Origin of the sequence: Amycolatopsis pithecellobii, from assembly GCF_009707865.1 — a bacterium.
GTDB classification, from domain to species: Bacteria; Actinomycetota; Actinomycetes; order Mycobacteriales; family Pseudonocardiaceae; genus Amycolatopsis_E; species Amycolatopsis_E pithecellobii.
The window spans coordinates 23,160-36,364 of the sequence record NZ_WMBA01000077.1; the positions used below are offsets into that span (position 1 = coordinate 23,160).

At 70.5% G+C, this 13,205-nt stretch carries 11 protein-coding genes; 8 read left to right on the forward strand and 3 right to left on the reverse strand.

What is annotated here, in order from left to right; all coding sequences use genetic code 11:
- Window positions 1-106 precede the first annotated feature (106 nt).
- Genes GKO32_RS33185 through GKO32_RS33215 form a run of 7 tightly spaced genes read left to right on the forward strand, consistent with a single transcriptional unit; the run spans window position 107 to window position 10,818 of the window.
- The gene (locus tag GKO32_RS33185; RefSeq protein WP_154760868.1) at window positions 107-1,090 is read left to right on the forward strand and encodes an ABC transporter permease; all 984 of its coding nucleotides are present in this window, start codon (window positions 107-109) and stop codon (window positions 1,088-1,090) included.
- A 3-nt stretch (window positions 1,091-1,093) separates the two neighbouring features.
- Entirely contained in the window at window positions 1,094-2,938 is a 1,845-nt protein-coding gene (locus tag GKO32_RS33190) for a dipeptide/oligopeptide/nickel ABC transporter permease/ATP-binding protein (protein WP_312868990.1), read from the forward strand.
- The gene (locus GKO32_RS33195) at window positions 2,935-3,894 is read left to right on the forward strand and encodes an ABC transporter ATP-binding protein (protein WP_154760869.1); all 960 of its coding nucleotides are present in this window, start codon (window positions 2,935-2,937) and stop codon (window positions 3,892-3,894) included. The genes GKO32_RS33190 and GKO32_RS33195 overlap by 4 nt, the downstream gene beginning before the upstream one ends.
- On the forward strand, window positions 3,891-7,169 hold the full coding sequence (locus GKO32_RS33200; RefSeq protein ID WP_312868992.1) for a serine hydrolase: 3,279 nt from the start codon (window positions 3,891-3,893) through the stop codon (window positions 7,167-7,169). The genes GKO32_RS33195 and GKO32_RS33200 overlap by 4 nt, the downstream gene beginning before the upstream one ends.
- A 1-nt stretch (window position 7,170) precedes the next feature.
- Window positions 7,171-7,968, forward strand: a complete 798-nt coding sequence (locus GKO32_RS33205; protein WP_312868993.1) for a GNAT family N-acetyltransferase — start codon at window positions 7,171-7,173, stop codon at window positions 7,966-7,968.
- The gene (gene menC, locus GKO32_RS33210) at window positions 7,965-9,071 is read left to right on the forward strand and encodes an o-succinylbenzoate synthase (RefSeq protein WP_312868995.1); all 1,107 of its coding nucleotides are present in this window, start codon (window positions 7,965-7,967) and stop codon (window positions 9,069-9,071) included. Before GKO32_RS33205 ends, menC begins: the two co-directional genes overlap by 4 nt.
- Window positions 9,072-9,120: 49 nt before the next feature.
- Window positions 9,121-10,818, forward strand: a complete 1,698-nt coding sequence (locus GKO32_RS33215) for a PucR family transcriptional regulator (protein WP_376766028.1) — start codon at window positions 9,121-9,123, stop codon at window positions 10,816-10,818.
- Here the strand turns inward: GKO32_RS33215 and GKO32_RS33220 are convergent.
- Window positions 10,815-11,237, reverse strand: a complete 423-nt coding sequence (locus GKO32_RS33220; RefSeq protein WP_154760870.1) for a pyridoxamine 5'-phosphate oxidase family protein — start codon at window positions 11,235-11,237, stop codon at window positions 10,815-10,817. The genes GKO32_RS33215 and GKO32_RS33220 overlap by 4 nt on opposite strands.
- A 133-nt stretch (window positions 11,238-11,370) precedes the next feature.
- On the opposite strand from GKO32_RS33220, the gene GKO32_RS33225 reads away from it, so the two are divergent.
- The gene (locus GKO32_RS33225; RefSeq protein WP_312868996.1) at window positions 11,371-12,252 is read left to right on the forward strand and encodes a universal stress protein; all 882 of its coding nucleotides are present in this window, start codon (window positions 11,371-11,373) and stop codon (window positions 12,250-12,252) included.
- A gap of 205 nt (window positions 12,253-12,457) precedes the next feature.
- Here the strand turns inward: GKO32_RS33225 and GKO32_RS33230 are convergent, their stop codons facing one another.
- Entirely contained in the window at window positions 12,458-12,685 is a 228-nt protein-coding gene (locus GKO32_RS33230) for a hypothetical protein (protein WP_154760871.1), read from the reverse strand.
- A gap of 75 nt (window positions 12,686-12,760) precedes the next feature.
- The gene (locus GKO32_RS33235) at window positions 12,761-13,168 is read right to left on the reverse strand and encodes a hypothetical protein (RefSeq protein WP_312868997.1); all 408 of its coding nucleotides are present in this window, start codon (window positions 13,166-13,168) and stop codon (window positions 12,761-12,763) included.
- Window positions 13,169-13,205 lie beyond the last annotated feature (37 nt).

The window sequence follows — 13,205 nt, forward strand, 5'->3', positions numbered from 1 at the left end:
CGGTGGACTCGGCTTGCGAACCGGCGCGGGTAGCGGTGCCGGTGGACGGCGTGGCAAAAAAAGTGGCTGCGCCACTTCCCGAAGCCAGGTGAAAGGAGCGCATGTCATGACGAGCATCGCCATTTCCAAACCGGCGCTGGGCGAGAATGCGTGGCTGCGCTTCGCGGTGCGGCGGGGCGGGCGGCTGCTGGTCTCGGTGTGGGTGCTGCTGACCGCCGCGTTCGGGATGATCCATCTCATCCCCGGTGACCCGGTGCGTGCGGCGCTCGGGCCGACCGCGTCGGCGCAGGTGGTCGGGGCGCGCCGCGCGGCGCTCGGGCTCGACGATCCGTTGTGGCAGCAGTACTTCCACTATCTCGGGAACCTGTTCTCCGGCAAGCTCGGCGTCTCGATGAGCTCCGGGCTGCCGGTGTCACAGATCATCTCCGAGCGCCTCCCGGCCACGCTGGAGATCGCGGTGTACTCGTTCCTGCTGGCGCTGGCCGTCGCGATCCCCGTCGGCGCCGGGATGGCGGTGCTGACCCGCGGCGGCCGCCACCGGCACGCGGAGCTGGCGTTCACGTCGGCGAGCGTCGTACTGGCCGCGATCCCGGAATTCCTCATCGCGGTCGGGCTGGTGTTCGTGTTCGGGGTGACCCTCGGCTGGGCGCCGGTCGCCGGGCGCACCGGGCCGGAGTCCTACCTGCTGCCCGTGCTGGCGCTGGCGCTGGGGCCGGCCGCGGTGCTCGCCCGCATCGTGCGGGTCGAGATGCTCACGGTGCTGCGCGCGGACTACATCCGCACCGCCCGCGCGAAACGGCTGCCCGCCCGGCTGGTGTACCTGCGGCACGCGCTGCCGAACGCGCTGACCGCGACACTCACCCTCGGCGGCCTCCTGCTCAGCGCGCTGGTCGCGGGCACGGTGCTGGTGGAGAACGTGTTCGCCTGGCCGGGGCTGGGCAGCACCATCGTCCAGTCCATTCTCGCCAAGGACTACCCGGTGGTGCAGGGAATCGTGCTCGTCTACGGGCTGGGTGTGCTGCTGGTGAATCTCGCGGTCGACGTCGCGCTCGCGCTGCTCGATCCGCGCTCGACGATCAGGGAGAGCTGAGGCGTGAAATGGTTACGCGGCCCGGTCGGCGCGAGCGCGGCCACGGTGCTGCTGGGTGTGCTCGTGCTGGCCGTGCTCGCGCCCATCCTGTGGGCGGACAAGGCGAATGCCGTCAACACCACGGAAATCCTGCGTGGTTCCTCGGCGGCGCACCCGATGGGCACGGACAACCTCGGCCGCGACATCTTCTTCCGCGTCCTCGTCGCCACCCGGCTGTCGGTCGAGCTGGCGCTGGCCGCGACCGCGATCGGGGTGCTGGCGGGACTGCTGCTCGGCACTGCGACGGTGCTGGCCGGCGCGCGGGTGGGCCGGTTCGTGAACGCGGTGGTCAACATCGCGGTCGCGTTTCCCGGGCTGCTGCTCGCCTTGTTCTTCGCGGTGATCTTCGGGGTCGGCGCCACCGGCGGGGTGCTGGCGATCGGGCTCGCCATCGCGCCGGGTTTCGCGCGGCTGACCCAGACGCTGGTCGCGACCGTGACGGGCCTCGATTTCGTTGCCGCCGCCCGGATCGCCGGGGTCAACCGGTTCCGCCTGCTGGTGCGGCATGTGCTGCCTAACATCGGGGAGCCGCTCGTGGTCAACGCGACGATCTCGGCCGGTGGCGCGCTGCTGGCCTTCGCCGGGCTTTCCTTCCTGGGACTCGGCGTGCAGGCACCGGCGTATGACTGGGGGCGGCTGCTCGGGGAGGGGCTGGGCGCCCTCTACATCCACCCGGCCGCCGCGCTCGCGCCGACGCTGGCGGTCGTCGTGGCGGGACTGGCGTTCAACCTCGCCGGTGAGGCGATCGCGAAAAGCCTCGGGCAGCGCACCCCCACTGTCCACAGGGGACGGTCCGTGCCGCCGCCACCACCGGAAGCCCCCAGCACAGACCCCGGGCGGCTGCTCGTGGTGGACGATCTGCGGGTGAGTTTCCCCGGCGCGGGCGGGCCGGTCACGCCGGTGCGCGGGGTGAGTTTCTCGCTACGGCACGGGGAATCCGTCGGTGTCGTCGGCGAATCGGGCTCGGGCAAGAGCCTCACCGCGCTCGCCATCGCGCAGCTCATCGAAGAACCGGGGCGCGTGCAGGCGGGCAGGCTCGAGTTCCTCGGCGTGCCGCTGCTGGGAAACCGGGCGAACCGGCGGCTGCTGGGCACGTCGTTCGCGATGGTGTTCCAGGACCCGATGACGTCGTTCAACCCCACCCAGCGCATCGGCCGCCAGCTCGCCGAAGTCGCGCGGCAACACCACGGAATGGGGCCACGGCGGGCTTTCACGCGCGCCGTGGACCGGTTGCGCGCGGTGCGGGTACCGGGTGCGGCGCGGCGGGCACGCCAGTTCCCGCACGAGTTCTCCGGCGGCATGCGCCAGCGCGCCATGATCGGCATGGGCCTGATGGGCAACCCTGCGCTGATCGTCGCCGACGAGCCGACCACCGCGCTCGACGTGACCGTGCAGCGGCAGGTGCTGCGGCTGCTGCGGGACGTGCGGGCCGCCGACGACGTCGCGATCTTGTTGATCAGCCACGACATCAGCGTGGTCCGGCAGGTCTGCGACCGGGTGCTGGTGATGTACGCGGGCCGGATCGTGGAGGACCTGCCCGCGGCCGGCCTCCGCACCGGGGCCCGGCATCCGTACACGCGGGCGCTGCTGGCGGCGGTGCCGGACATGACGACGGACCGCGCCGAGCCGCTCGCCATCATCCCCGGCCGGCCTGCCGACCCGGCGCACCCGCCCACTGGCTGCGCGTTCGCGCCCCGCTGTACCTATGCCACGGAACAGTGCACGGCAACGGAACCGCCGCTGGAGCCGGCCGAGGACGGGCGCCGTGTCGCGTGCTGGCACGCCGCCCTGGTGGGAGAGCCACGATGAGCGAGTTGCGCTTCGACAACGTGACCGTCCGCTACGGCGGCAGGCGGCGCGGCCTGACCGCGGTGGATGGTGTGGACCTCACCGTCGGAGACGGCACGATCGTCGGGCTGGTCGGGGAATCCGGCTCCGGCAAGTCGACGCTGGCGCGCGCCGCGGTCGGACTGACCCCGGTCAGCGGCGGGGCGGTGCTGCTCGACGGGCGGCCGGTGCGGCGGCACGGCCCGCTGCAAATGGTGTTCCAGGACCCGCATTCGTCGTTGGATCCCCGGATGACCGCCGGTGCGTCGATCGCCGAAGCGCTGCCGCGCGGCACGCGTGACCGGCGCGCCGAGGTGACCCGGCTGCTCGGCCTCGTCGAGCTCGACGCCGAGAAGGCCGCGATGCTGCCGGGGGAGCTCTCCGGCGGGCAGCGGCAACGCGTCGCGCTCGCGCGGGCATTGGCCGCGCGGCCGGAGGTGATCATCGCCGACGAGATCACCTCCGCGCTCGACGTGTCGATCCAGGGCACCGTGCTCAACCTCGTGCGCGACCTGCAACGCCGGATGCGGCTGTCGATGCTGTTCATCTCGCATGACCTGGCCGTCGTGCGGTACGTCAGCGATTTCATCGCGGTGATGTACTCCGGCCGGATCGTCGAGTCCGGGCCGGCGGACGAGGTGCTCGCCGGCCCGCAACACCCGTACACCAAGGAATTGCTGGCCGCGGCCGGTGCGCTGGCACTGTCCGAACCGGACTCCGTCGCCGACACCGAGCCGGCCGACCCGCACCACCCCCCGCCGGGCTGCCGGTTCCATCCCCGATGTCCCGCCGGTCCGCTGGTACTCGCCGACCGCGAGATCTGCCGCGAAACCGAGCCCGTCCCCGACGGGCACCGGCATCGTGCCGCCTGCCATTTCGCGGCGGCCGAAGCCGAACTCGTCCCTGCCCACAACGCTCACCCGAGGAGAGACCGGTGACCCGACGCCCCCGTATCGACCACCTGACCGCGGTCGCGATGCCCGAACAGCCCGCCCTGTCCCCGGACGGCAGCGAAGTGGTCTACGTCCTGCGTACCAGCGACGTCGAAGCCGACGAGAACGTGCGCACCCTTTGGCGCGCCGGAAAAGGCGACGCCCGCCCGCTCACCCACGGCCGCAGCGACACCTCGCCCGCCTGGTCGCCGGACGGCACACACCTCGCGTTCCTGCGCGAACAGCAGGTGTGGCTGCTGGCCTTCGACGGCGGTGAAGCCCGGCAGCTGACGTCGCTGCCGCTCGGTGCGGGCGCGCCGGTGTGGGGCCCGGACGGGACCAGGATCGCCTTCTCCGCACCGGTCGATCTCGAACCGGGCACCGATGGCCGGGCGCCGATCGTGGCCGACCGGTTCGACTACCGTGCCGACGGCGCCGGCGTGCTGCGCGGGGTGCGCAAGCACCTGCACATACTCGACGTGGCGACCGGTGAATGCCGTCAGGTCACCACCGGCGACTGGCACGCGGGTGAACCGGCGTGGTCGCCCGATGGCGAGAAGCTCGCCTTCTCCTCGGCAGCCGGGACCGACCCGGACCTGAAACCGCGGGTGCCGGTGTTCGTCCTCGAGCTGGCCGACCCGTTGGCGAAACCGCGTGAGAAAGCGCTTTCCGACGGGGTCGGTGTCACGCTGGACTGGACCGAGGATTCGGCGCTGCTGGTCGCCGGCCGGACCGAGGGAATCTCCGGGCACACGTACCTGCTGCGGGTCCCGCTCGACGGCGGCGAGCCGGTGAACCTCGCGGAAGCGTTGGGCCGCAACGTGATGCCGGGCGGACCCGGCTACCCGGGTGCCGTGCCTCAGCGCTCCGGCGCGGACGTGCTGTTCTGCGTGCGAGACCATGGCTGCACCCACCTGTATTCGGTGCCCGCCGCCGGTGGCCGCCCGCGCCCGCTGCTGGCGGGCGACGGGTACACCGTGTCGGGCCTGTCGGTCGCGGGCAGCACGGCGGTGGTCGTGCTCACCACGCCGGCCTCCTACGGCGAGATCGTCCGGGTCGACCTCGCGACGGGCACCGAGACCGTCCTTACCGGGCACAACACCGAACTGCCGGAGCCGTTTCCTTACCAGGAAAGGGAATTCGCCATCTCGGACGGGACGGTCGTGCACGGCTGGCTCATCCATGACCCGGCCGTGACCGGCCCGCGCCCGCTGTTGCTGGACGTGCACGGCGGTCCGCACAACGCCTGGCGCAGCAGTGCCGACGAAGTCCACCTGTACCACCAGGAACTCGTCGCACGCGGCTGGGCCGTGCTGCTGGTGAACCCGCGCGGAAGCGACGGCTACGGCGAGGAGTTCTTCACCGCCGTCGACGGCGCGTGGGGCGTCGCCGACGCGAACGACTTCCTCGAACCCCTCGACGATCTCGTCGCGGAAGGGATCGCCGACCCGCACCGGCTCGCTCTCACCGGCTACAGCTACGGCGGCTACATGACGTGTTTCCTCACCGGCCACGACAACCGCTTCGCTGCCGCCGTCGCCGGTGGGGTGGTGACCGACCTGACCAGCATGGCCGGCACCTCGGACGAGGGATTTTTCCTTACCAGGTACGAAATCGGCGCGCTGCCGTGGGAAGACCGGGAGCGCTGCGCGGAAATGTCACCGTACGAGCGGGTCGACCAGGTCCGCACGCCGACGCTGATCCTGCACGGCGCCGAAGACCTGCTGTGCCCGCTCGGCCAGGCACAGCAATGGCATTTCGCGTTGCGGGTCCGGGATGTGCCGACGCGGCTGGTGCTCTACCCCGGCGCTTCGCACATCTTCATCCTCGAAGGCCCGCCGTCGCACCGGCTCGACTACAACCGGCGCGTGCTGGACTGGGTCGAGCGGTACACCCTCGCGCGGCGGCCCCGGATCGACACCGCGCACTGGCAGCGGCGGCTGGACGAGCTGGCCGCGCGGTATCGCGTTCCCGGTGCGGCGCTGGGCATCCTGCGGGTGCACCCGGGTCAGGACGACGAGCTGGCCGAGTTCGCGACCGGAGTGCTCAATGTGGACACTGGTGTCGAGACGACCACGGATTCGGTCTTCCAGATCGGCTCCGTCTCAAAGGTCTGGACCACTACGGTCGTGCTGCAGCTCGTCGATGAAGGCTTGCTCGATCTCGACGCGCCGATCGTGGATGTGCTGCCGGAGCTGAAACTGACCGACCCCGATGTGGCCAAGCAGGTGACGATGCGCCATCTGCTCACGCACACCAGCGGCATCGACGGCGACGTGTTCACCGACACCGGCCGCGGTGACGACTGCCTCGAGAAGTACGTGGCCGGGCTGGACGAAGTGGCGCAGAATCATCCTCTCGGCGTCACCTGGTCCTATTGCAACTCCGGGTTTTCCCTTGCCGGGCGGGTGATCGAGAAGCTCACCGGCAAGACGTGGGACGCCGCGATGCGGGAGCGTCTTTTCGACAAGCTGGGCCTGACGCACACCGTGACGCTGCCCGAGGAAGCGCTGATGTTCCGCGCCGCTGTCGGGCACACCGGTACGGACCCGGCCAAGGCGCCGGTCTGGACCTTGACACGTTCGGCGGGGCCGGCCGGGCTCATCGACTCGACGGTGGCCGATGTGCTGGCGTTCGCGCGGATGCATCTGTCCGGCGGGCTTGCCGCGGACGGCACCCGCGTGCTGTCGCAGGCCGGTATCGAGGCGATGGCCGCGCATCAGGTGGACCTGCCGGACAAGTACACGCTCGGCGACTCGTGGGGCCTCGGCTGGTTCCGGCTCGGCTGGGACGGTCACCGGCTCATCGGCCACGACGGCAACACCATCGGCCAGGCCGCGTTCCTGCGGCTGCTGCCGGATGCGGGGCTGGCGGTCACGCTGCTCACCAACGGCGGCAGCGGGCACGACCTGTACGAAGATCTCTATCGCGAGATCTTCGCCGAGCTGGCCGATGTCGCGATGCCGCACCCGCTTGCCCCGCCGGCGGAACCGGTGTCCGCGGACATCACCCCGCATCTGGGCACCTACGAACGGGCGAGCATGCGGCTGGAGGTGTTCACCGGTGACGACGGCGACAAGCTGCGCACCACGGTGACCGGCCCGCTCGCCGCGCTCGTGCCTGACCCGGTCGAGGAGTACCCGCTGGTTCCGGTCGAGGAAAACCTTTATGTGATCAGGGAAACGGATATGCAGACCTGGATACCGGTGACCTTCTACGCGCTGCCGACGGGAGAGCGGTACCTGCACTTCGGCGTCCGCGCCACGCCGAAGGTGGCCTGAGGTGGCGCTGACCGGAGAGCAGGCGGCACCGCGGGCGGACGTCAGCGTCCGTGAGATCGCCGACCTCGACGGGCTCGAACGGGTCGACCGGCTCTTCATCCGGATCTGGGGCGCGAACCCGCCGGTCAGCACCGGGCTGATGCGGGCGCTGACCAAGGCGGGCAACTACGTCGCCGGGGCCTACACCGGGACCGAGCTCATCGGCGCCTGTGTCGCCTTCTTCGGCACCCCCGCCGACGAGGTGCTGCACAGCCATATCGCCGGGGTGGCACCGGAAATGGCCGGCCACGGTGTCGGGCTCGCGCTGAAACTGCACCAGCGGGCCTGGGCGCTGCGGCGCGGGATCTCGGCGATCGAGTGGACGTTCGATCCGCTGGTGAGCCGCAACGCGTGGTTCAACCTCGGCAAGCTCGGCGCCACCGCGGCCGAGTACCTGCCGAACTTCTACGGCGGGATGCGCGACGGAATCAACGCCGACGACGAGAGCGACCGGCTGCTGGTGCGCTGGAAGCTGAGCGCGCCGGAATCGGCCGTCGTGCGTGATCACCACGCCGAGCCGGGCGCGGTGATCGCACTCGGGTCGTCCCGTGGCGTGCCCGTGTCCGGTTCTCTCGACGGCGATTCGCTGCTGGTGGCCGTGCCGCGCGACATCGAGCAGCTGCGCAGGAGCGATCCGGGGCTGGCCAAGGAATGGCGGGCGGCCGTGCGGGAAACGCTCGGTGCGCTGCTGGCGCACGGCGCGCATGTCGCCGGGTTCGACAAGTCGGGGTGGTACATCGTCAGGAAGGACGACCGGTGAAGCTGACGGGAGTGGAACTGCGCCGGATCGCGATGCCGCTGGTGGCACCGTTCCGGACCTCCTTCGGGACCGAAACCGTGCGCGACATCCTGGTGCTGCGCGCGGTCACCGGCGAAGCGGAGGGCTGGGGGGAGTGTGTCGCGCTCACGGATCCGCGCTACTCCTCCGAATACGTCGACGCCGCCGCGGACGTGCTGCGCCGGTTCCTGGTCCCGGCGCTGGGCGCGGCGGGAGACGTCGACGCCGCCGCGGTCGGGCCGGTGCTCGCGCCGTTCAAGGGGCACCGGATGGCCAAGGCGGCCTTGGAGATGGCGGTGCTCGACGCCGAACTGCGCGCGGAAGGACGGACGTTCGCCCGCGAGCTCGGCGCGGTGCACGACCGGGTCCCGTGCGGGGTGTCGGTCGGGATCATGGGCACGGTGGCGGAACTGCTCGACGCCGTCGGCGGGTTCCTCGACGCGGGCTACGTCCGGATCAAGCTCAAGATCCAGCCCGGCTGGGATGTGGAACCGGTGCGCGCAGTGCGGGAGCGCTTCGGTGACGACGTGCTCCTGCAGGTGGACGCGAACACCGCGTACACACTGGCGGACGCGCGGCACCTGGCGAAGCTGGACTCGTTCGAGCTGCTGCTGATCGAGCAGCCGCTGCCGGAGGAGGACGTGCTCGCGCACGCCGAACTGGCGAAACTCGTGCGCACCCCGATCTGCCTCGACGAGTCGATCACCTCGGCCCGCTCGGCGGCGGACGCGATCGCGCTCGGTGCCTGCCGGATCGTGAACATCAAACCCGGGCGCGTCGGCGGCTATCTCGAAGCGCGGCGGATCCACGATGTGTGCGCCGCGCACAACGTGCCCGTGTGGTGTGGCGGGATGCTGGAGACCGGGCTCGGGCGGGCGGCGAACGTCGCGCTCGCCGCGCTGCCCGGCTTCACGCTGCCCGGCGACACCTCGGCGTCGGGCCGCTACTACCGCACCGACATCACGGAACCGTTCGTGCTCGATGACGGGCATCTCGCGGTCCCGGCCACGCCCGGTATCGGGGTCGAACCGATCCCGCACCTGCTGGCGGAGGTCACCACAACCACGGAATGGCTGCCGTTGTGAGGCGGGCCGGATTCCGTAGCTGACTTCGGGTGCGCCGACGATCTAGGCTGTGCCCCTGGCCGCTAGGGAGGTGCTCGATCCGGTGAAACCGCGCCCGCACGCGAGCCTCGGCCGTGTCCTGGACGACCTGGGCGACACCCTCCTGGAACTGGTCCGCGGAGAGCGAGACCTACCCGCCGGCATCGGCGGGGTGGCGATCCACGACCCGCACGATGATCCGGTGCTGCCGCAGCACGCACTCGTGCTGGGCGTGGGCGTGCGCGAACCGGACGAGATCACGCGGCTCGTGCGCGCGCTGGCCCGGCATGACGCGGCGGGGCTCGTGCTGCGCTCGCCGGTCACGGTGACCGATCAGGTGGCGGCCGCGATCGACGAGACCGGTCTCGCGCTGCTCGGGCTCACCCGGGGTGCGTCGTGGACGCAGCTCGCCGCGATGTTGCGGTCGCTGCTCGCGGAGGGCGATATCGGTGACATCGAGCCGGAAACGCTGGCAGGCGTGCCTTCGGGGGATCTGTTCGCGGTGGCCAACGCGATCGCCGCGCTGATCAACGCGCCGGTGACGATCGAGGACCGGCGCTCGCGCGTGCTGGCTTTTTCCGGCCGCCAGGACGAAGCCGATCCCTCGCGGGTGGAGACGATCCTCGGCCGCCAGGTACCGGAACGGTTCTCGCGGACGCTGGCCGCGCGCGGCGTCTTCCGGGAGCTGTATCGCAGCGGCGAGCCGGTTTACGTCGACCTGGTCGAGAAGAGAGACGACGGGGTGCTGGTGCCGCGGGTGGCGGTCTCGGTGCGGGCCGGTGACGAAATCCTGGGCTCGATCTGGGCCGCGGTGCCGGGACCGCTGAGCGAGGAGCGCACCCAGGCCCTGTGTGACGCGGCGCGGCTGGTCGCGTTGCACATGCTCAGGATCCGTGCCGGTGCGGACGTCGAGCGGCGGTTGCGTGCCGAGCTGCTGAGCACCGCACTCGAAGGCGGGGCGGGGGCGCGTGCGGCGCTGCACCGGCTGGGTCTCGCCGAACAGCCGGTCGTCGTGCTCGCGCAAGCGGTGCTGGAGTCCACAGTGGACGATGCGGGGGTGGAGACCGAACGGCAGCGGCTCGCCGACGGGCTGGCGATGCACCTGAGCGCGGTCCACCCGCGGGCCGCGGCCGCACTGGTCGGCGATGTCGTGTACGGCCTGATTCCGGTGGCACGCGACGGCGACGGCGAGGACCGTGCGGTCCGGGTCGCCACGGATTTCCTGGACCGGGTGGGGGAGCGGGTGCGCGCGGTCATCGGGATCGGACCCGTCGCCCACGACGTGTCCGGGCTGGCCGAGGCCAGGGCGAGCGCGGACCGGGCGCTGCGGGTGTTGCGTTCGGACAACGGCGCGGGCCGCCGCGTGGCGCGCCTCGCCGATGTGCATGTCGAGGCGCTGGTGCTGGAATTGCGGGATCTGGTGGCGGCGCGTGGTGACCGGCCGACGGGCGTGGTGGCGCGGCTGTTCGCCTACGACGAGAAGCACAACACGAACCTCGTGGAGACGTTGCGCGCGTGGCTCGACGCCTTCGGTGATGTGGTCGCCGCGTCGGCCGCGATGTACGTACATCCCAACACGTTCCGGTACCGGCTGCGCCGCCTCGCCGAGGTCGGTGGTCTCGACCTGGCCGACCCGGAGGCCCGGTTCGCCGCGATGCTGCAATTGCGGGTGGTCGCCCCCGCGAAGCACGTCCGTCCACTGAGGACGTCCACTATGGACGCCGGCTAGCTCGCGGCGCTGACGGTCCCGCGGTCGTTGAGCAGCAGGGTGCGGCCGCTGATCATCTCGATCGGCAGGCGCAGGAAGCGCGCGCGTTCACCGCCGGCCCACGGCCGGTGGGCGGGGCCGGCGAGCCGCACCAGTTCGTCGATGTCGGTGATCGTGGCGATCCGCCCGATCACGACGACACTCCAGCCGGTGTGCGTCGCGGCGTCGACACTGTCCACTTCGAACGCGACGACTTCCCCGGAGAGCCTGCTCATGGAGCCCGACTGGCTGGTGCGCACGATGATGTCGTCGTTGTCGAGGAAGAAGTTCACCGGTCGGACGGTGGGCAGCGCGTGCTCGGAGAACGCGAGTCTGCCGATGGGCTGGGTGGGCAGCAGCCGGACGCATTCTTGCGGCGTCAGCGGCCGGATTTCGGTCATGACGCCAGCATGCGCCCTCGTGCCGGGTGGCGTTGAGGGCCGTAAGTCCTCAGCTTGCGGGACGCCCGGCCACAGCCACGCCGGGTTGCCGGGCCATAGCGTGGGACGCACGATGAGTCTGGGAGGGAGTTTCATGATGGACAGTACGGGAGCGATCGTCGTCGGCGTGGACGGTTCGGAACAGGCACTGCGGGCGGTCCGGTGGGCGGCGGTCGAGGCGGCGCAGCGGAATCTGCGGCTGCACTTGATCTCCGGCGTCGACCCGGCCCTGGTGGGCTACTACGGGGTCGGCCTGCCCATCCCGCAGGAGGCTTTCGACCAGGTGGAGCGGCAGGCCGAACAGGAGCTGACCGATGCGGCCGCGGCGGCGCACGAGGCCGCGTCCGGCGTGGTCGTGACGACGGCGCGGTCGCAGGCGTCGCCGGTGCCGATGTTCCTGGACCTGTCGAAGCGGGCCCGGCTGATCGTGCTCGGCGCGTCCGGGCGCGGTGGGTTCGAAGGCATGCTCACCGGTTCGACGGCGGTTTCCGTGGTCGCGCACAGTGAGTGCCCGGTCGTGGTGGTGCGCGGTGACGAACGGCGGCCCGGCCCGGTTGTCGTCGGTGTCGATGGCAGCCCGACGAGCATCAGCGCCCTCGGTGTGGCGTTCGAAGAGGCGGCGTGGCGCGGTGTCCCTCTGGTCGCCGTGCACGCGTGGAGCGATCGTGATTACGCCACCACCATCCCGGTGGAGTACGGCTTGTTGCAAACAGAGCCGAGTGACGCTGAGCAGGCGCGGGTACTGTCGGAAAGCCTCGCGGGATGGCAGGAAAAGCACCCGGATGTGACAGTGGAACGGGTAGTGGTACGAGACCGGCCGCGACGCCAATTGCTGGACTGGAGCGCAAGGGCACAACTGGTAGTGGCCGGCAGCCGAGGCCGCGGCGGTTTCCGTGGGCTGTTACTAGGCTCGACAAGCCAAGCACTACTGCACTACGCCGAATGCCCGGTATTGATCGTGCGGCCACAAGACTAGCGGCAAACGCCACCCCCCTCGACCACCCACTCAAGGTGAGGTCCCGTTGGGCCAGTTATCCCGGAGCCAGCCCGCCGGCGAGGCATTCGTTGTCGAGTGGGGCCCACCCCCGCCCCGATCGTTGAGTGTCGCGGACGGGCGGGGGTGGGTATGGGCGTTGGGCCCTTCGAAAGCCCCGAAAGGCCCCGAAAGCCCGGAAAGCCCGCTACCGCACCAAGTTCGCCCTTCGAACCCCAGAACACCAGCCCTCGCGGGTGGTGCTGTGCCGGTGGCGTCCCGGTGGGGGAGTGACGTGCCCGTGCAGACACCACTCACCACCGTCGTGGGACCAGTGCAGCCAGTCTTCCTCCCACGGCCGGTTCAGCAGGTCCTGCCGCTGAGCCAGCTCGGCTTGGGTGGCCAGGAAACCGCGTAACCGGGCGAAAAACCTCATACACCGTAGGGTTCGCCTCCCGGCACGCACCCGCGAGCGGCAGGCCTGCACATTGGCCGCGAAATCCTGCCAATATCAGTAGTCGTCGCGGCCGGTGAATTCCTCTTCGAGTGTTTCCGCCGCGCCGGTGACCAGTTCGAGCGGGTCGGTGAACTCGTTGATGTCCAGGTTGATCAGCGGCAGCGAATGCCGCAGCACCAGATAATCGCCCATCACGACACAGCCGCCGACCACCGTCGTGTGGCCGATCTCCTCCAGCACCGCCCGCACATCCACCTCGTCGATGCGCGCGAACGGCGTCGCGATCTGCACCCACTCCTCGCGCTTGTCCAGCACCTCCCGCGCGATGACCACCAGTTGCGTGCGCTCCGGCTCCTCATCATCCTTGCGGAAACGCAGCCGGATCCGGATCTCCTCAGGCTCTTCCCGGGTCACCTTGTACGACTGCTTGATGAACGTCACGAGCTCCCGCCAGGTCGCCACCCGCACCCCTTTCTCTGCCTACAGAACGCAAGCAGTC

What these genes read in the sequence shown, in the direction of transcription:
- GKO32_RS33185 (WP_154760868.1), top strand. Translation starts at nt 107, where the DNA reads ATGACGAGCATCGCCATTTCCAAACCGGCGCTGGGCGAGAATGCGTGG.
- GKO32_RS33195 (WP_154760869.1), top strand. Translation starts at nt 2,935, where the DNA reads ATGAGCGAGTTGCGCTTCGACAACGTGACCGTCCGCTACGGCGGCAGG.
- GKO32_RS33220 (WP_154760870.1), bottom strand. Translation starts at nt 11,237, where the DNA reads ATGACCGAAATCCGGCCGCTGACGCCGCAAGAATGCGTCCGGCTGCTG.
- GKO32_RS33225 (WP_312868996.1), top strand. Translation starts at nt 11,371, where the DNA reads ATGATGGACAGTACGGGAGCGATCGTCGTCGGCGTGGACGGTTCGGAA.
- GKO32_RS33230 (WP_154760871.1), bottom strand. Translation starts at nt 12,685, where the DNA reads ATGAGGTTTTTCGCCCGGTTACGCGGTTTCCTGGCCACCCAAGCCGAG.